13 protein-coding genes and 1 tRNA gene are annotated in these 18,951 nt (G+C 45.8%); 5 read left to right on the top strand and 9 right to left on the bottom strand.

The window, feature by feature from the left end:
- Positions 1–5: 5 nt before the first annotated feature.
- Together JGK07_RS04570 and JGK07_RS04565 are read right to left on the bottom strand one after the other, a co-directional pair.
- A complete protein-coding gene (locus JGK07_RS04570; RefSeq protein WP_293180665.1) occupies positions 6–2,153 on the bottom strand; it encodes a polyribonucleotide nucleotidyltransferase in 2,148 nt (715 codons plus the stop codon).
- On the bottom strand, positions 2,122–2,289 hold the full coding sequence (locus JGK07_RS04565; RefSeq protein WP_293150440.1) for a hypothetical protein: 168 nt from the start codon (positions 2,287–2,289) through the stop codon (positions 2,122–2,124). The genes JGK07_RS04570 and JGK07_RS04565 overlap by 32 nt, the downstream gene beginning before the upstream one ends.
- Before the next feature lie 264 nt (positions 2,290–2,553).
- Between JGK07_RS04565 and JGK07_RS04560 the strand changes: the two genes are divergently transcribed.
- A complete protein-coding gene (locus tag JGK07_RS04560; RefSeq protein WP_293224620.1) occupies positions 2,554–5,913 on the top strand; it encodes a DEAD/DEAH box helicase in 3,360 nt (1,119 codons plus the stop codon).
- Positions 5,914–6,172: 259 nt separating this feature from the next.
- Entirely contained in the window at positions 6,173–7,000 is an 828-nt protein-coding gene (locus JGK07_RS04555; RefSeq protein ID WP_293180659.1) for an SWIM zinc finger family protein, read from the top strand.
- Positions 7,001–7,498: 498 nt separating this feature from the next.
- On the opposite strand, the gene JGK07_RS04550 is transcribed toward JGK07_RS04555, so the two are convergent.
- The 3 genes from JGK07_RS04550 to queG form a co-directional block, all read right to left on the bottom strand.
- Positions 7,499–8,137 (bottom strand): HAD-IA family hydrolase, encoded by a 639-nt coding sequence (locus tag JGK07_RS04550; protein ID WP_293180656.1) that lies wholly within the window; start codon positions 8,135–8,137, stop codon positions 7,499–7,501.
- Between the two features lie 77 nt (positions 8,138–8,214).
- A tRNA-OTHER gene (locus tag JGK07_RS04545) sits at positions 8,215–8,286 on the bottom strand.
- Positions 8,287–8,724: 438 nt separating this feature from the next.
- Positions 8,725–9,708 carry a tRNA epoxyqueuosine(34) reductase QueG gene (queG, locus tag JGK07_RS04540; protein WP_293180653.1) on the bottom strand — a complete coding sequence of 328 codons (984 nt, stop codon included), beginning with the start codon at positions 9,706–9,708 and terminating at the stop codon, positions 8,725–8,727.
- 211 nt (positions 9,709–9,919) lie between these two features.
- On the opposite strand from queG, the gene JGK07_RS04535 reads away from it, so the two are divergent.
- A complete protein-coding gene (locus tag JGK07_RS04535; protein ID WP_293180650.1) occupies positions 9,920–10,882 on the top strand; it encodes an orange carotenoid protein N-terminal domain-containing protein in 963 nt (320 codons plus the stop codon).
- A 340-nt stretch (positions 10,883–11,222) separates the two neighbouring features.
- A complete protein-coding gene (locus JGK07_RS04530; RefSeq protein ID WP_293196404.1) occupies positions 11,223–11,654 on the top strand; it encodes a nuclear transport factor 2 family protein in 432 nt (143 codons plus the stop codon).
- Positions 11,655–12,378: 724 nt separating this feature from the next.
- On the opposite strand, the gene JGK07_RS04525 is transcribed toward JGK07_RS04530, so the two are convergent.
- The 3 genes from JGK07_RS04525 to rsmH all read right to left on the bottom strand — a co-directional run bounded on the left by JGK07_RS04525 (position 12,379) and on the right by rsmH (position 16,609).
- Positions 12,379–12,801: an anti-sigma regulatory factor gene (locus JGK07_RS04525; protein ID WP_293150468.1), complete on the bottom strand. Its 423-nt coding sequence runs from the start codon at positions 12,799–12,801 to the stop codon at positions 12,379–12,381.
- Positions 12,802–13,678: 877 nt separating this feature from the next.
- Positions 13,679–15,352, bottom strand: a complete 1,674-nt coding sequence (locus tag JGK07_RS04520) for a SpoIIE family protein phosphatase (RefSeq protein WP_293180644.1) — start codon at positions 15,350–15,352, stop codon at positions 13,679–13,681.
- 354 nt (positions 15,353–15,706) lie between these two features.
- A complete protein-coding gene (gene rsmH / locus JGK07_RS04515) occupies positions 15,707–16,609 on the bottom strand; it encodes a 16S rRNA (cytosine(1402)-N(4))-methyltransferase RsmH (protein WP_293190700.1) in 903 nt (300 codons plus the stop codon).
- Positions 16,610–16,816: 207 nt separating this feature from the next.
- Between rsmH and JGK07_RS04510 the strand changes: the two genes are divergently transcribed.
- Positions 16,817–18,001: an NAD(P)H-quinone oxidoreductase subunit H gene (locus JGK07_RS04510; protein ID WP_293122540.1), complete on the top strand. Its 1,185-nt coding sequence runs from the start codon at positions 16,817–16,819 to the stop codon at positions 17,999–18,001.
- Positions 18,002–18,095: 94 nt separating this feature from the next.
- Here the strand turns inward: JGK07_RS04510 and JGK07_RS04505 are convergent, their stop codons facing one another.
- Positions 18,096–18,767, bottom strand: coding sequence for a hypothetical protein (locus tag JGK07_RS04505; protein WP_293241439.1), 672 nt, complete (start codon positions 18,765–18,767; stop codon positions 18,096–18,098).
- Positions 18,768–18,951: the final 184 nt, after the last annotated feature.

The following is an 18,951-nucleotide window of genomic DNA, read 5'->3' as shown; positions in this document are numbered from 1 at the left end:
GTCAACTATTTATTCAACGCTTCGCGGGCGGCTACCGCTTCATCGGGATGAATGTTCAAACGGGTCAAATTAATTCGACCTTTATTGTCAATTTCTCGCACTTTGACAATCACTTCATCATTCACAGCTAACTCGTCTTCCACTTTCCCAACACGGTAGTCCGCTAACTGGGAAATGTGAATCATTCCTTCTTTTCCTGGCAGAATTTCGACAAAAGCGCCGATCGGAATAATTCGAGTTACGCGGCCGACATACACGTCTCCAGCATTCAACTTCCGCGTCATGCCTTGGACAATATTGTAAGCCCGTTGAGCTTTTTCACTGTCGTTACCAGCAATTGTCACGGTTCCGTCGTCTTCGATGTCAATCTTGACACCAGTTTCTTCGGTGATGGCTTTGATAGTTTTACCACCAGGCCCAATTACCAAACCGATAAATTCGGGATCGATTTTCAGCGTTAGCAAACGCGGTGCAAACGGCGACATTTCCTTGCGGGGAGTGTCGATGGTTGCTAGCATTCTTTCTAAAATGTGCAGTCTCGCAGGTTTGGCTTGACGGATCGCATTTGCGATCGCATCTAAGGGCAAACCTTTGATTTTCATGTCCATTTGCAAAGCAGTAATTCCGGTGTCGGTACCGGCTACTTTGAAGTCCATGTCGCCTAAGAAGTCTTCAATTGCTTGAATGTCAGTCAAGATTCGGACTTCATCGCCTTCTTTGATTAATCCCATGGCCGCGCCGCTGACGGGTTGCGAAAGGGGAACGCCTGCATCCATTAACGCTAGCGTTGAGGCGCAAACTGAACCCATTGAGGTTGAACCGTCGGAGGAGAGGATTTCGGAAACTACGCGAATGACGTAGGGGAAATCTTCTTTGGATGGCAAAACTGGCAGCAAAGCGCGTTCTGCAAGGGCTCCATGACCGATTTCTCGGCGTCCGGGCGATCGCATCGGTTTGGTTTCTCCCACGGAAAATGGGGGGAAATTGTAGTGATGCAGGTAGCGTTTGTCTTGCTGCGGGTGCAAGTCATCGGCTAAATCTTGGGCGTCTCCTGGAGTTCCCAGAGTTGCTGCGGACAAGACTTGGGTTAAGCCGCGATTGAACAGCGCACAGCCGTGTACTCGCGACGGCAAGACGCCTACACGACAAGAAACGGGTCGCACCTCGTCTAGCTTGCGGCCGTCTACACGGACGCCATCTTCGATGATTTGCTTCCGCATCATTTTCTTGGTAACGTCTTTGAAAACGTTGCCAATTGTCTTGCTGGTGGCTGCTAGTTTGATCGGATCGTCTTCGGCTAGTTCGGCGATCGCAGATTCGACTGCATTTGCCTTCACTTCGTCCAAAGCTGCATTCCGTATTGTTTTGTCTTTTTCAAATCTTGACAAAATGATGCGGATGGGTTCTTGGGCGCGATCGCGAATGAAGTTTTCGAGGGCGAAATCTTGCGGTGGGCGTTCCTCTACCACGAAATCGATGCCCAATTCTGCCATGATTTCGCGCTGGGCTTGAATCAAGTCACAGGTTGCTTCGTAGCCGAAGTCGATCGCCTCGATGATATCCTGTTCCGGCAATTGGTTGGCGCTGGCTTCCACCATGATTACTCCGTCTGGAGAACCGGCTACCACGAGATCCAATTCGCCTTCTTTGATTTCGCTATAGGTGGGATTGATGATGAAATCGTCCCCTACCAAACCAACTCGCACAGCCGCCATCGGCCCGTAAAACGGCATTTTCGCCAGCAGAATCGCGACGGAAGCGCCTGTCACTGCCAAAACGTCGGGGGGCACTTGTTCGTCCATCGACAGCGTTGTTGCGACAACTTGGATGTCATCTCGCAGCCAGCTAGGGAATAGCGGACGCAACGGGCGATCGATCAAACGCCCAGTCAAAGTAACTTTTTCTGGGGGACGCCCTTCCCGGCGCAAAAATCCACCGGGAATTTTACCGCCAGCGTAGAGTCTCTCTTCGTAATCCACCAACAGGGGCAGGAAATCAATTCCCTCTCTCCCCTGCGATCGAGTCGCTGTCACTAAAACCGCCGTGTCACCCGACTGAATCAAAACTGCACCGCCTGCTTGAGGCGCCAGTAAACCAATCTTCAGTCTAATATCCCGTCCATCAAAAGATATTGACTTGTCTATCTCTACCATGTAGCACTGCTTCCTTATCTACCACATTCTTTCTCTGTCGGGATCGTAACATTACCACAGGATGTTTGAGAGGAACCAGCCAAAAGAGAGAGATAATCGGCGGGCGATCGACTGTCAGTGTCTTGATTGTAAGCATTTATACTCTTTAATTTTTTTTCATGTTCTCCAGTCGATTCTCCGGTCGATCGCCCGCCAAACACATTCCATAGATGGTACTATGAATTTTCGATTGGGAAATTTGGATCAATTAGGTCAACCGCAGATGTCAGGCAGATAAACACAGATTAACGCAGATAATTTCAAGATATTTCGGATTTTTTGCAAGAGTTATATTATTCACAAATCAAACAGGACTGCTGTAGCAAGTCTCGCAATTAAATAAAAATATTAGGATTTAAAAATGGCAATTTTACACGGCAGTTGGCTACTGGAAAAAGAAAAAAGTGGCTTATTTATTTGGGGAGAAACTTGGCGGAAAGTTGGGGCGATTGATACCGTTAAATCGGGGATGAGTCTACAGCATCCTTTGGCAATGACCGAATCTGAACTGAAGACTTTTCTAACTTCCTTGCAGCAGTCGGGCAAACTAAACTGGCAATTACCCGAAACCGCAGATATTCAGGAGAAAAGCAAGAAGACTAGACGATCGCCCAAAACGACCACCGCAGCCATTCCTACGGAAAATTTATCGATTCAGAGGCAAGTTCGGGCGATCGCACTTCCCACCCAAATCTCCGCAGACAACGCCACACTAATCCCGCAGCACTCAGCAGCAGCACTTGAAGAACCAACAAAAATCGAGGAAATTTACCTTTATCCTTGGCAAGTAGAAGGTTATTTACTCAACCCTCAAGCAGCTTTTGTTTTCTTGCAATCACTGCCACTCAATAGCACAGAACTAGACTCTTTTGTCGGATCGGATTTGCGTTTTTGGTCTCATATTGCTAGGTGGAGTTTGGATTTGTTGGCGAGGTGCAAATTTTTGCCAGCATTAGAACCACAACCTGACGGTTCTGCTATTGCTAAATGGCAACCTTTGTTAGATAGTTCTACAGATACACTCCGCCTCGCTACTTTTTCCAAGCAAATGCCGGCGGCTTGTCGAATATATCAGAAGAAGGAAGAAGGAAGAGGGGAGAAGGAAGAAGGAAGAAAGGAAGCAGAAATCGGGGAATGGGCTTTGGCGGTGGATTTGCCGGTGGGGGCGGAGGATTTGGTGTTGGGGTTTTTGAGTAGTGTTGTAGATTGTGAAGTGCGATCGTCTGCGAGGGCTGCGCTAACGGCTGCTGGCTCAACTTTAGATATCAAAACAGTTTCCCCAACCCGCGAATGGTTGCAAGCTTTGCAGCAGGAATCTGGGATTGTGCGCGCCGAATCAGCAGCTTTGGAAAAGTTGGCAACCAAGCTGACTGCTTGGGCTGCACCGCTGCAAAATCAACTATCTCAACAAAATCAATTTCACACTTGTTTTCAACTACTACCGCCGTCTCCCGGCAAAGTTAACTGGAGTTTAAATTATTGCTTGCAAGCAGTAGATGAAACCGATTTTTTGGTAGATGCGACAACTGTTTGGAACAACTCTGTCGAACGTTTAAATTATGCGGGGCGGACAATTGAATTGCCTCAAGAAACTTTGCTCAGTGGCTTGGGTTTAGCCTCGAAACTTTATCCGTTAATTGAGCCGAGTTTGCAAGCACAACGACCGCAATCTTGTCAACTAAATCCGCTGCAAGCTTACGAGTTTATTAAGTCTGTGGCTTGGCGGTTTGCTGATAGCGGGTTGGGCGTGGTTTTGCCGCCGAGTTTGACAAAGGCTGATGGTTGGGCGAGTCGTTTGGGTTTGAGTATTAAGGCGGAAAAAACCCCCCCCAACCCCCCCTTAGTAAGGGGGGGAGTAGGAGAAACTAACCCCCCCTTAGTAAGGGGGGGCAAGGGGGGGTTGGGCTTGCAAAGTCTGTTAAGTTTTAAGTGGGAATTGACGATCGGCGGACAGCGCATTTCTAAGGCAGAATTTGACAACTTGATCGCGTTGAATTCGCCTTTGGTGGAAATTAACGGCGAGTGGGTGGAGTTGCGCGCAACCGATGTCAGGGCGGCTCAAAGTTTCTTTGCTAGTCGCAAAGAGCAAATGACTCTTTCCTTGGAAGATGCTTTGCGGTTGGCTTCGGGCGATTCCCAGATGATTGAAAAGTTGCCTGTGGTGAATTTTGAAGCAACTGGTCAACTTCAGGAATTGTTGAATACTTTGAGCGATAATCAGGCCGTAAGTGCGATCGCAACTCCAGCCACTTTCCGAGGACAATTGCGGCCTTATCAAGCGCTAGGGGCGGGCTGGTTAGCATTTTTAGAACGCTGGGGTTTAGGTGCTTGTCTCGCGGACGATATGGGTTGCGGCAAAACGATTCAGCTAATTGCTTTTCTCCTGCATTTGCAAGAACAGGATGCCCTAAAAGCCCCGACTTTACTGGTTTGTCCGACATCAGTGTTAGGGAATTGGGAACGCGAAGTCAAGAAGTTTGGCCCGACGTTGAAAGTGTTACTCCATTATGGAGATCAACGCGCTAAAGGTAAAGCATTTGCGGCCGCAATTAAGGGAAAAGATTTAATAGTTACCAGTTATTCTCTGGTGTTTCGCGATGCTAAGGAAATTCAAAGCACTAAATGGCAGGGATTGGTTTTAGATGAAGCGCAAAACATTAAGAATTCCGAGGCGAAGCAGTCGCAGGCGGTGCGGCAAATAGAGGCATCTTTTAGAATTGCGCTGACGGGAACTCCGGTGGAAAATAGATTGCAAGAATTGTGGTCAATTTTAGAGTTTCTCAATCCCGGCTATTTGGGGCCGCGCAATTTCTTTCAGCGCCGGTTTGCAATTCCGATCGAGAAATATGGAGATAGAGAATCATTGCATACTTTGCGATCGCTCGTCCGGCCTTTCATCCTCCGCCGCCTGAAAACTGACAAAGAAATCATCCAAGATTTGCCGGAAAAACAGGAGATGACTGTATTTTGCAGTCTGGCGTCAGGACAGGCGGCTTTATATCAGAAAATTGTCGAAGAGTCGATCGCTAATTTAGAATCAGCCGAAGGCATTCAGCGCCGAGGCATGATTCTGGCTTTGCTGGTAAAACTGAAGCAACTTTGCAACCACCCTGCCCTTGTGAAAGCAGAAGGTAAGCCGAAGGAATTGAGCATTAACAGCCAAGAATCGGGAAAATTGCAGCGGTTGGTGGAAATGTTGGAAGAGGTTGTCGCCCAGGGCGATCGGGCTTTGATTTTTACTCAATTTGCTGAATGGGGAAAACTCCTGAAACCGCATCTGGAAAAGCATTTAGGGCGAGAGGTTTTGTTTTTGTACGGCGGCATTAAGCAGCAGCAGCGGGAAGAAATGATCGATCGCTTCCAGCACGATCCGCAAGGCCCGCCGATTATGATATTATCCTTAAAAGCGGGCGGCACTGGCTTGAATTTAACCAGAGCAACCCACGTTTTCCACTATGATAGATGGTGGAATCCCGCAGTAGAAAATCAGGCAACTGACCGCGTATTTCGGATCGGTCAAACGAGAAATGTGCAAGTTCACAAATTTGTCTGTACTGGTACTTTAGAGGAGAAAATTCACGATATGATCGAAAGTAAAAAAGCTCTCGCCGAACAAGTAGTCAGCGCGGGCGAAAACTGGCTGACTGAACTCGATACTGACCAACTTCGCAATTTACTAATTCTCGATCGCAATGCTATTATAGAAACAGAAGAAGAATAATTTTTAGGGTTCGTAGTGAGGACTTCAGTCCTTCTTAAATGCGGACTAAAGTCCTCACTACAAACCTTCTTCTTTCTTCTTCCTTCTTCCTTTTTGAATGCGGACTAAAGTCCTGACTACAAACCTTCTTATTTCTTTTTTTCCTTATTTTTGCGGACTAAAGTCCTCACTACAAACCTTCTTCTTCCTTCTTCCTTCTTCCTTCTTCCTTCTTCCTCCTTCCTTCTTCCTTCTTCCTTCTTCCTTCTTCCTTCCGCTTATGATTGACAGAGAATGGTGGACACAACAATGGCTCGATTTAATCAATACCTACCGCTTCAAAAAGCGATTAGAACGCGGATGGCAATATGCGCGGGAAGGCAAAGTTCTCAGCATTAAATTTCCCAACCAAGAAGTAATTGCCATAGTTCAAGGAACTGATCCTAAACCCTATCAAGTTTCTTTAGGACTCGATACTTTAACCGATGAAGATTGGGATTACGTGATTGAAAATATGTCGCAAAGAGCGGTTTTTTCAGCTAAACTATTAGCTGGAGAAATGCCTCACAATATTGAAGATGTATTTGCGGCGGCCGGAAAAACCCTATTTCCGTTAAGTTTGTCAGATATTCGATCGCGCTGTAGCTGTCCTGACTCGAAAAATCCTTGCAAACACATCAGTGCAGTATACTACTTATTGGGCGATCGCTTCGGCGAAGACCCCTTCGTACTGTTTCAACTGCGCGGTAGAACCAAAGAGCAAATTTTAACCGCACTCCGCCAGAGACGCGGTACCCAAGCAGAGGAAAATTCCCAGCTAAACACCTATGACAATTCCCCCGCCGCGAATGCTAAAGTGCCAAAGGTCGATCGCTTTTGGGAATACAACCAACAGCTAGAATCATCTTTAGTCGTGATTGTGCCACCGCCCAGCAGCGAAACCGTATTAGATATTTTAGGCCCCATTCCCCTGGCAACCGACGCCAAACTGACAACTACCAAATCCTCCCCCGCATCAGACGGCATCAAACAGCATTTGAGCAAAATCTACCAAACAGTTAGCCAGCAAGCAGTTTTAGCCGCACTGAAACGAAGTGAAGCAGACTAAAAGATTATTCTTTCTTTGTTTCTGGGAATTACGCAAAGTCTAAGAAACCGGTTTCTGAGAAAATATCTGCTGGGTAGCAAAACATTTCGAGAGAAACCGGGTTTCTTTTAATTATGCAAAGTCTCAGAAACCGGGTTTCTGAGAAAATATCTATTGGATGGCAAAACATTTCTAGAGCAACGGGCTTTCGGCTAACTATCCATCAGGTTAAGAAACCCGACTCTAATATCAAATTCAAAACAATAATAGAACTAATTGCGTTTAACAGAAGGCGGATTGGTGAAACGCAACCAAGTTGCTAAAGTAGCTACGGCGAAAACTGAAGCCAAGCCGAACGTCAAGAAAGTTTCAAAGGCTGACATAATACTGTTCCTCTTTATTTGAGCGATCGAGTAAATCTTTTCCTTTTTCTTTATATCAGCCTCAATCAATTTCTTCAACCTGTCCGGACATAAAGTATTTACTACTTTACAATGTAAAATATTTCTTTACAAAAAGTTACAGTCTTCCCAGATTACTCATAATATCGAGCAATTCCTGAGGCCGTTCAATCAAAAAATCGGGATTGTGTGCAGCCAAAACTTCCTGAGAATTAAAACCCCAACTTACCGAAATTACCTTAATACCAGTTTTTCTAGCAGCATCTATATCTCGGATTTCATCTCCTACATACACGACTTCTTCAGGATTTATATGCTCTTTTTTCAGCCATTTATTAATAACTTTATGTTTGCCAAAAGTTGAACCCGAGTAAATAAAGCTGAAAGTGTTTTGCAACCCGTTGATTTCTAGCAAGGCTAAGACATTCTCTTGGGAATTAGAGGTGATAATCCCCAATTGAAAGCCAAGGTTTTTTAACTCTAGCAAAACTTCTTTAATTCCCGCAAATAATTCAATTTTAGGAATTTCACTGCGTAACTCTGCTTTCAATTTTCTAATCAGCAGCGGGAATTTGAAGATAGAAATGCCAGAATACCGGAGGATTTGCCAAGAAGTTAAGTTGCTTAATTGAGCGAGTTCATCTTTTGTCGCAGACTTAAAGCCGAATTCTGCTGACAAACGGTTGGTGATGTTCAGAAGAATATCGATTGTATCTGCTAAAGTACCGTCAAAATCAAAAATAATTACTTTGGTCATTGGGGAAGATTAAATCACGAGGGGGAAATCTCTTCTATATTACTCATTGCCTTTTGATTGTTAACGCAAAAAAAAGATAGCAACGGCGGGAATCGCACCCGCATCTCCCGGTATACTCCAGGGAATTCTACCATTTAAACTACGTTGCTGGTGGCAGCGAACCGAATCAAACGGTTGTCTCTCGCCTTGACAAATCAATCCCAAATCGAAAATCTAAAATCCTCTCTTCCCCCGAATTTATCCGTGGGGTCGCCTCTAAAATCTAAAATCTAAAATCTAAAATCGATTGACGGGGCGATCGCTCTACCACTGAGCTACGCTGCCCCATTGCATTATACATTTTAAATGCAACTATTTGAGAATTGCCAAGCTGACAAACTCTAGACATAAATAACTATCAAGTAGGGTGTGTCAGTTGCGATAATTGTTATTTCCTGCCAACCATCTCAAAACTGACGCACCATTTTTTCTTGGTAGGTTCGTTTGCAGACATCGATTTTAAAAGAAGGAAGTTCGGCAACGAGCAATGTACGGGATGTAACGGATGTCAGAAAGAAGGAAAAAAAGACTGAAACTACTGACAACTATCAACTATCAACTGTCAACTGACTATTAATTTGATTTGCTTTCGCATTCCGCCGCAACATTTCGGGTTTAATTCGCCGCAGCGCCGAAGCTGTAAATCGGCGGTTCCATTCTTCATCGGAAATCTCCGCTAATTCTGCAAGTGTCGGTGCTATGTTTTCAGGATAAGGCTCAAATTCTGCAACATCCGTTGGTTTGGCAAATCGCTGATTCCAGGGACAAACATCTTGACAAATGTCGCAACCTGCTACCCAACCTTGTAAATTAGATGCAATTTCGTCGGGCAGTTTTTCGGCTCGATTCTCGATCGTATGATAAGCTATGCACCGATCGGCATTCACGACAAAAGGCTCAGTAATTGCTTTCGTCGGACACGCCTCGATGCAGCGAGTGCAGGTACCGCAATGTTCGGTGTGTGGCGCATCCGGCTCTAACTCGATATTAGTCAAAATTTCGCCCAAAAACACCCAAGAACCGTATTCTCGCGAAATTACATTACCATTTTTAGCCATCCAGCCAATCCCCGCCCGCTGCGCCCACACTTTATCCTGAACCGGCCCGGTATCAGCATAATACCGTGCTTCAATTCCTTCGCCTTGCGATCGCACCCAATTTGCTAACAGCTTCAGTTTTTTGTGCAAAATTTTGTGGTAATCCCGCCCCCAGCCGTAGCGAGAGATTTTAGCATACTCTCTGACTGCATCGTCCCCCCCCTCCAACGGGGGATTCTCGGGGCGTTGGTGAGGCGTGTAGTAATTGAGGGCGACACATATTAATGACTGCACATCTGGCACGAGCGATCGAATATCCAGCCGTTTCGGGTTAGCCATCCATGCCATATCCGCCTGATAACCCTTGTCCAGCCAAGCCTGCAATCTTTGTTTTTCTCGATCGACATCTGCGTCTGCTGAGGCGATCCCGACTTTGTGAAATCCCAACTCTAGGCCTTTTTGCTTAATGCGATCGCTATTAATTGTTATTTTCATCGGATAAAAAACCATATCACAAAATGGGCTATAAGTCTATTAATATTTAGACTGATTTTACGACAGAATTCATAATACTTTCACAATCTTTATATTTATAAATTTGAACTGTAATTTGTCAAAAACGTTACATAATTTTAATTAAGGGAGAATTCGATTCGCACATCTCAAGTACGGAAATCAAACCTACAGCGAATCCCACAGTATAAACATGGCAGTTAGCATTCAATCAGCTCAATCTATTTTCTCGAACACCGAGATTGCTAGTGCTGTTCCGGCCACCACGGACTCGTTCTACAAACTCAGCGTTGAAGACCAACTCGCACTGCTCTGGTATGCTTACACCGAAATGGGCATTTCCATTACCGCAGCCGCCCCGGGAGTAGCCAGCATGGCGCTGGTTGAAGGCGTCCTGGGCGAAATCAAACAGATGTCGCCGGCTGCTCAAAGCAAAACCATGTTTGACCTAGCCAGCAACGCCGACACCACCATCGGCCGGATTTACACTTCATTACGCGTCAATACTAAACTCGGTTTCTGGTACGAGTTGGGACAGTTGATGAAACAGGGCGCTGTCGCTCCCATCCCTGCTGGCTATCAAATGTCTCCCGAAGCAACCCAAGTCCTTGAAACCATCAAGAAGCTCGATCCGGGTCAACAAATTACTGTACTTCGCAACACCGTAGTTCACATGGGCTACGATCCCGATTTCAGCCAAGAATACGGCAAACGCTCTGCTCCTCGCAGCACTCCAACCGCTGTAGCAGAGCGGGTGAAAACCCAGATTGAGGGTATCAGCGAGCAAACTGTGCTCAGCTACATCGACAACATGAACGCCTTCGACTTCACCCCAGCCGTCGGTTTATTTGCTGAAGACGGTGCTCTCCAACCGCCTTTCCAAAAGCCGATCGTCGGTCGCGAAGCTATCCTCAACTATATGCGGGAAGAGTGCATCGGCCTGAAAATGCTGCCCGAGCGAGGTGTGTCGGAGCCTGCTGAAGATGGCTACCGCCAAGTCAAAGTCACGGGTAAAGTCGAAACTCCTTGGTTCGGCGCCAATGTGGGTATGAACATCGCGTGGCGGTTTATGCTCGATCCTCAAGGTCAAATTTTCTTTGTGGCGATCGACTTGTTGGCTTCTCCTAAGGAATTGATGAATTTGATGCGCAAATAGCATCTTCTTGTTTAACAAAGACTCTACAGCAACCCAGATGCCACGAGGTGTCTGGGTTTAGTTGATTTGAGATTTGAGATTTTTCGATTTTTGATTTGAGATTTGAAGGATTCAAGGATTGGGAATGGCTGATGGCATAAGGGTTTGCGACTTGCCTACAGTTGCATTATTTTTGGTAACTGGTACAATTTCGGTCGATCGGCCTCAAAGCTCCATGAGGCGCATAGCATTATTGATTTTTTTTAGATAAAATTTATGACCCTAGCTATATCTTTTGATGGATTTGCTGTGACCAAGAGAATGATTACATTAGATTCATTCATCTCCAATCATTTCTTATATGACCGCCACAACTCGACCTATTTTAACTCGCTCTATAAATATCGTCGGTCTCACAAAGCCTGCGCTAGAGCAATATTTTGAAACTTTTAACGCGGGCGATTTTGAAGCGACCGCTAATTTGTTTGCTGAGGACGGGGTTCTGCACGCGCCCTTTGAAGAGCCAATTATCGGCAAAAGCTCGATCGCCCGTTATCTAAAAACAGAAGCGCCAGGAATGCATCTCGAACCCCAGCAAAGTGCAAGCAAAATTTTAGAAGATGGCACAGTTGAAATTCAAGTCAGCGGCCGGGTGCAAACTCCCGCATTTGGTATTAATGTCGGATGGGTTTTTCTGCTCAATTTTCAGCAAGAAATTCTTTCTGTTACCGTCAAACTCTTAGCGTCTCCCCAAGAATTGCTGACTCTGCGACCTAAGAAATTCGGTTCTTAATATAGGAATTATCCAGGGAGTGAGGCACAAATTGGTAATTGGTAATTGCCAAGAAAGCGACCGCAATGAAATTGTTTTATAGTGAGGAATAACCTCATCTCCAGAGGGAGCATCCCAATGAATGCAAAAAAGCAATTTTTTTACAGTACTATCCCCGAAAAGCGAGTGTTGAATATATCGCTCTTCGGGGACAGCACTATAAAATCAAAACTGAGAGGCTCCCATCTATCTAAGCATAGCCAACGCTATAGAAAGCCGATTTTTTCAGTATTTATCAGCCCGCAACAGTACCTAGAGCAACCGCAGCCGACAGCTAAAACGTTGTTATGTTATACGATTTATAAAAAGTATTGGTACATAATTGTTGGGGATGAGTAAAACGAGGAGTTGTTTGCTTAACTCGCGATAGAGGTGCGTCGCTACTCTAAAAGTCGCTTTTCTTTACGGATTTTTAATAGCGACGCACCCTACAGCTACTGTTGCTTGTTTCTTCTTAATTCTTTCTTCTTCCTTCGGCTCTACAATCTTAGAGTCTGGTTAGAGAGGGACGAGATTGCAAGAAAAAGTGGCTGTCACCGCACGGTGCGACAGACAACCACTAGAATCAAAAACATTGTCAATCACTAATGACTAATGACTAATGACTAAACGGTGCGACAGACAACCACTAGAATCAAAAACATTGTCAATCACTAATGACTAATGACTAATGACTAATGACTAATTAAGATTTTTCCGGCAAACTCGCTTCCAACTTCAGACAGTTACGACCGTCTAATTGCAAAGTGTAGTCCACCCGATCCATAAGTCGGCTCATAATCAGCCAGCCATAGCCACTTTCTTGTTTAGCTTCCGGCCTCGGGGGACTGTAAGTATCCATTTCGTAACCTTTACCGTAATCCCAAATTTCTAAACCAATATCCCGATTTTTTAAATTCAAGCGAATTAAAACTGGCAGATTGGGTTGATCTTTGTGAGCATGGCGGATCACGTTAGAATAGGCTTCTGCTAACACCAAGCGCAAACGATTCGACTGACGCGGCCAATCGACGTGCTCTCCTAGCTCAACTTCCAAACTGCTCAGCAACCAATTTTCAACTATTGTTAAAAACCGCAAGTCGCTTGGCACATGAAGCTCAGTATTCATAAAAAAATCCCGTAAGTTTGAAAACCCTGTGTCTTCAGACCAGGTTTGACACTCGAGCGGGCTAAAGCCGCTGAGATTCTACTGACAGAATTAGACAAAGGGTGTGACCTAAATCTAATCTCGTTACGACCGTCAAGCGCCGTCTACTTAGTCACTCATCGTCAAGCGATAGTTACTAGCTAATGATTGTTGTTTCTAATGCTTTCAGAATCCATCACACTTGCCAAGACGCGGTACGCTCGACATCCTGCCATTATTAGCTCTTTTTGTGTTGCCTCTCACTCTTGCGTACTAAGTTGCAGGGATTTCTCCGATACTAGGATGTTTCAACACGTAGATGTTTTTGTTCTTACTCACAATCTAAATTGTATCATACTACGAAGAACACGGGGACTAAAGTCCTCCGCGTCGCTTTCCTAGGAAGGACTAAAGTCTCTGAGTTTCCCGCATCCCGTATTAGTTTTATGAAACATGACGCACCAAATTTATCTGGCGTTAATATTTGCCGCTACATAGAGGATACTCAATGGCGGGCGATCGATGCAATACAATTTTTTTGAAAGCCTCGATCGCAAAGCATCAGTTAAAAGTTAGGCATTTACCCCGCCCAAAAAACGGATACCGTGCCACTTACCACCGTCGTGGAGAGATCCAAATTTTAGAGGAAAGTTCAAGCTCCCGCGATTGAATGCGAGAGTCAAATCTCAAATCTCAAATCTCAAATCGACTGACGCGCTAGTTCTGTAACTTTTGCCGTTAGCGAAGCTTGCAGAAGAGCATCGCCCGCGTTCTCTGTATTAATCTGTAGGCCCTCAACTGACGGCTGGAGTTTTTGAGACCCAAAGCCCCCGACTCTTCGTCGGCATGACTGACAGATTCAGAGAACCTCCAGAGAGAGTATGGTTTGGTCGTCTTCCTGAACGGGATTGTCAGCTCGGATGTAAGCCAACAAATTGTCCAAGTTGAAAGAACCAGGCTCTTGAATCAAAAGTTGCCAAAGCCCTTCTTGTTGTAGCATAGAACGGGTTTCTTCGCCCCCTGCGACCGCCTTAGTGGTCACGCTAGCTTCAGTAATCCCGTCACTTGTCAGCAGAAATACATCTCCTGACTTTAATTCGATCGCACCAGCTTTACCTTTCCAGACTGGCAATATCCCCAAGGGAATACCGCGAGCTTTGAGGAAATTCGGCTCTGCTGGCGTTGCACCGCTAGCTGCTTGAGCTTTCACCTCTGAGTTAGACCAAACGATCGGATAAATGTGACCAGCATTAGCAAAAGCCAGGTGTCCTGTTGACGGAGTGTAACGAGCTACAACCATTGTAATAAAATGGTTGTTGCCGATCAGATCGTCAGCCATACTGCTGTTCATATTCTGCATCACTCTCTCGGGTTCGGGAGAAACTTCTTGAGAAAGTTCGCGCCGCATCACCGAAATCGCGCTAGCCATAAATAGAGCAGCCGGAACACCCTTACCGGAAACATCTCCCACAGCTATCCAAATATCCCCTTGAGAGTGGACGTAGACCTCAAAAAAGTCGCCGCCAACTTCCCGCGCGGGATAGCAACAAGCTTGCACCCTGACAGTTTCAAAATCCGGCCAACTTTGGCGCAACAAGTTTGTTTGGATTTGGCGGGCCACCTCCAACTCGTTTTGCATCTGATTGGCTAAATCCAGAGTGCGCTGATAGAGCTTAGCTTGAGACAGGGCGAGAGCAGCTTGAGCTGCTACACCTTCTATTAACTCTATCTCTTCTCCCGACCAAGGGTTAGTGCCACCTTGCTGACACAGGGCTAGTACCGCCAGCAAGTCTTGCTGATAAGTTAGGGGCACAGCAATCTCAACCGAGTTACCGTCAGCCCCACTGTTGGCGCTGACTTGAGTTTGGCGGCTGGCTACGGCTTGAACCAGCAAATTTTCATCAAAAGAAAAGCTGCTAGGTTCGGCGTTTTGGGCTTGGTAGGGAAAGGTACTGGGTAATAGTCGATCGACCTCTACCGGCCGCAGCATACAATAGTTGGCCTCAAAAGTTTGACCTACGGTTTGAACAATAGTTTGTACCATACTAGAGTAATCTAGCGACCCGCGAATCACGCCCATCACCTCATTAAACAGAGATTCCTTGCGTAAAGCGCGGCGCAGTGCAACGCTGCGCTGCTTGTAGTATTTGTAAGTTTCTGACGCTTGATTGATAACTGATTTGAGCTCTTCAGGATTCCACGGTTTGGTGATGTACTTGAAAACTTGACCTGCATTAATTGCTTCTACCAAGTCTTCAACATCGGTGTATCCTGTCAGCAGAATCCGAATCGTATCAGGAAAGCGATCGACTGTTTTCCCCAAGAACTCGGTACCATTCATTTCTGGCATCCGCTGGTCAGATATAATCACCGCCATCTCGCCCTGTTCGTCTAGAACGGACAGGGCGCTGAGGGCGCTATCTGCTTTGTAAACCTGAAAATCGCGTCGAAACGTCCGGTACAGCAAATCCAAGTTGTCGGGTTCGTCATCGACTACCATTAGTTTCAGTTTGCTTCCATCTCCCCGACTCATGCTATTCCCTACTCCTAGGCGAATTAATCAGGTCTAAAACTAGCTTGTCAAGTACCCTTGGCTGATTGGGCCGAGCCGAATCAGGATCAGGGGTTCGGGTTTCATAGGTCAGTGCCATGTTAGTGATACCACAAGGAAGTTCGGAACTTGCATCCGGTCGCGGCCTGACCAGAAAGAATTGGTTTAAAGCCCCAAGGTTGAGCGGGAGAAATTAAAATCAGACTATTCATTACTCCAATCCTCGGACTTCCTTCTTAGAGGTCGCCCTCAACTGTCAACTGTCAACTGTCAACTGTCAACTGAACAGACCTCGCCGCCTTTGAGAGCTCGTCCTTTATTCCCGTTACAGCCGAATCAAGTTAATTTTTCTGCCAGTCTGAGCTTAGCAGAACGAGAGCGGGGATTTCTAGCTAGTTCGTCGGATTGTGGCACGATCGGCTTTTTTGTCAGTACCTGCAAACACTCTGTTGCTCTCAACTGGTGCTTAACCGGCCTGTCTTCGAGACTGTGAAAAGTAATAATTCCAATTCTCCCACCGGGTTTTAACCATTTAGGCGCTTGGTTGAGGAAAGTGTCTAAAGACGCTAGTTCGGAGTTGACAGCTATCCTTAAAGCTTGGAAAGTGCGGGTGGCGGGATGGATTCTACCGTTGCGCTGCTTGGGTGGGAAGGTAGAGGCGATCGCACCTGCGAGCTCTGTAGTAGTTTCAAAAGGACGCGATTGCACAATCCGCCTCGCGATGCGCCGCGACAGTCGTTCCTCGCCGTACCTGTAAATAATATCTGCTAGTTTAACTTCTTCCCAGTGATTGATAATCTCTTCTGCGGTCAAAGATTGCTGCTGGTTCATACGCATATCTAGTTGAGCTGGATGGCGAAAACTAAAGCCTCGTTCCGGTGTATCGAACTGAGCAGAGCTAACGCCCAAGTCTGCTATAATACCATCAAATTTGGCATCAGGAGACTGATATTGGGCAAAATTGCCGTGCCAAAACTCGACGGGCGAGTTGGCAAATCGGGATTGGCAAAAACGGATGGCTTCTGTATCGCGATCGATCGCCACCACCGTCACATCAGGGGCCGCCGCCAAAATCAAACTCGTGTGTCCGCCGCCCCCAAGCGTCGCATCCAAATAGCGCCCGCCGGCACGCACAGCTAAACCCGCAATTAACTCACTTCCCAAAACAGGAACGTGATAGGTGTCAACACTGACATCCGATCCAGGGGTATCCTTTTCAGATAGCTCGATATCCTTCATAATCTATAAAAGTGAAACAAAAATCAACAATAGTCAGTTGTCAGTTGTCAGTTGTCAGTTGTCAGTTGTCAGTTGTTCTCAGTTCCTAGTTAGAAAGTTTTTTTGCTAATGAGCAATGACCTGTTTGAGCAATTACCACTGACCAATGCCCAATGCCCAATGACCAATTACCAATGACCAATTACCTATTACCAATTACCTATTATTATGTCAAGAATTGAGACTAGAACTGAACCAATGGTGCTCAACATGGGCCCGCACCACCCATCCATGCACGGCGTACTCCGGTTAATTGTCACCCTGGACGGCGAAGACGTAGTGGACTGCGAGCCTGTTTTGGGCTATCTACACCGCGGCATGGAAAAAATTGCCGAAAACCGCACCAACGTGATGTACGTCCCCTACGTGAGCCGCTGGGACTACGCTGCGGGGATGTTTAACGAAGCGGTGACAGTCAATGCACCGGAAAAGTTAGCGAATATAGCTGTGCCCAAACGGGCGAGTTACATTCGGGTAATCATGCTGGAGTTGAACCGGATTGCTAACCACTTGATGTGGGTGGGGCCGTTTTTGGCAGACGTGGGCGCGCAAACTCCCTTTTTCTACACTATGCGCGATCGCGAACCAATTCTCGACTTGTGGGAAGCAGCCACCGGCTACCGCATGGTAAACAACAACTACTTCCGCATCGGCGGAGTCGCAGCAGATTTACCCTACGGTTGGGTAGACAAATGCGAAGATTTCTGCGATTACTTCCTTCCCAAAATTGACGAATACGAACGTTTAATTACCAACAATCCGATCTTCCGCCGCCGGATTGAAGGACTGGGTACGATTTCCCGCGCCGAAGCGATTAACTGGGGACTATCCGGGCCGATGTTGCGGGGTTCCGGCGTGAATTGGGATTTGCGGAAAGTTGACCATTACGAATGTTACGACGACTTCGACTGGGAAGTTTGCACCGAAGCTGCGGGCGATTGTTTAGCCCGCTACTTAGTCCGAATTCGGGAAATGCGCGAGTCAGTTAAAATTCTCTATCAAGCTTTGAAAGCACTCCCCGGCGGCCCTTACGAAAACTTGGAAGCCAAGCGCTTAGAAAGCGGGCCAAAATCTGAGTGGAACAGTTTCGACTATCAGTTTATTGGCAAAAAAGTAGCGCCAACTTTCAAGATTCCTAAGGGCGAACATTACGTGCGTGTTGAAAGCGGCAAGGGTGAGTTGGGAATCTATATTATCGGCGATGACAGCGTGTTTCCTTGGCGCTGGAAGATTCGCGCTGCGGATTTCAATAATTTGCAGATTTTGCCCCACATCGTGCGCGGTGTAAAGATTGCGGACTTGGTGGCGATTCTGGGCAGTATCGATATTATCATGGGTTCTGTCGATCGCTAGATGAAAAAGGGCGATCGTATTTTTGGGCTATTTGCTAAAAAGTGCGATCTCCCTTTTTTTGAATCCTCGATCGGCTACTATAAACTATGGAATCTCAACAATAAAAATCATAGCTAAAAATTACTTGAGTTCCGCACTGCGTGCAAATACGCTTATCACAATCATAATCTACTTCTAACAGCCGCAAGTTTGTGCTGTTGCAGTAGGGGCAATACTCAGTTACAGATAAACTTTCAGGGGGGATACACTGCCATTTTGGTAAATTAACAGCTACCTCTGACTCTAGGGAAGTTAATGTATTAACAGGTAAACTCCATACCCTATCTAGTAATTCATTGACTTTGAAACTTAATTCATTAACATTTTCAATCCACAAATAGCCGCAGCGGACAGCACGACAGATCGAAACGTTTCTCTCTTCTTCAATAAATATAGAGTTTCCCTTGGGATCGATCGCCTCGCATTTCCACAATGTTAATACTATAGGAACTTCTTGTGAGTAATTCACTATCAAAGCCGGGATATCGTTTAGTTGATGTTCTGTAAAACAAGCCACCCATATATCGCCGGCAATTCTCTTGCATCTTTCTAAAGAAACGCAATTTTTCAAGAAATTATCGAAGGCGATGATATCTTTGTCTACTTCATCGTGACCTAAGTAATTATTGCGTCTTTTTGTGTCTGCAAGATCGAAGATAACTAAATAAGCTGGTAATAATAACTCGCTGGATTTTTTGAACTCTTCTAAAAATGAATCTCTCGACATACAGAAGGATTATATTTAAAAGCTAAGGCTAGCTTATCACAGCGAGCGAAAATTGCCAATCTCAAATCTCAATTTTGCGATCGGCGTCAAAATGATATAATAAATTTTGAAAAATAGAGATGTTACAGAATGAATGCCAAATTTATGAACATCAAAATTTCTCTCTTTTCTCTTCCTCTGTGTC

Source organism: Microcoleus sp. PH2017_24_DOB_U_A, from assembly GCF_020738205.1.
Taxonomy (GTDB): Bacteria; Cyanobacteriota; Cyanobacteriia; order Cyanobacteriales; family Microcoleaceae; genus Microcoleus.
The sequence above is the reverse complement of the archived record's forward strand: the minus strand, read 5'-3'. Positions and strand labels throughout refer to the sequence as shown.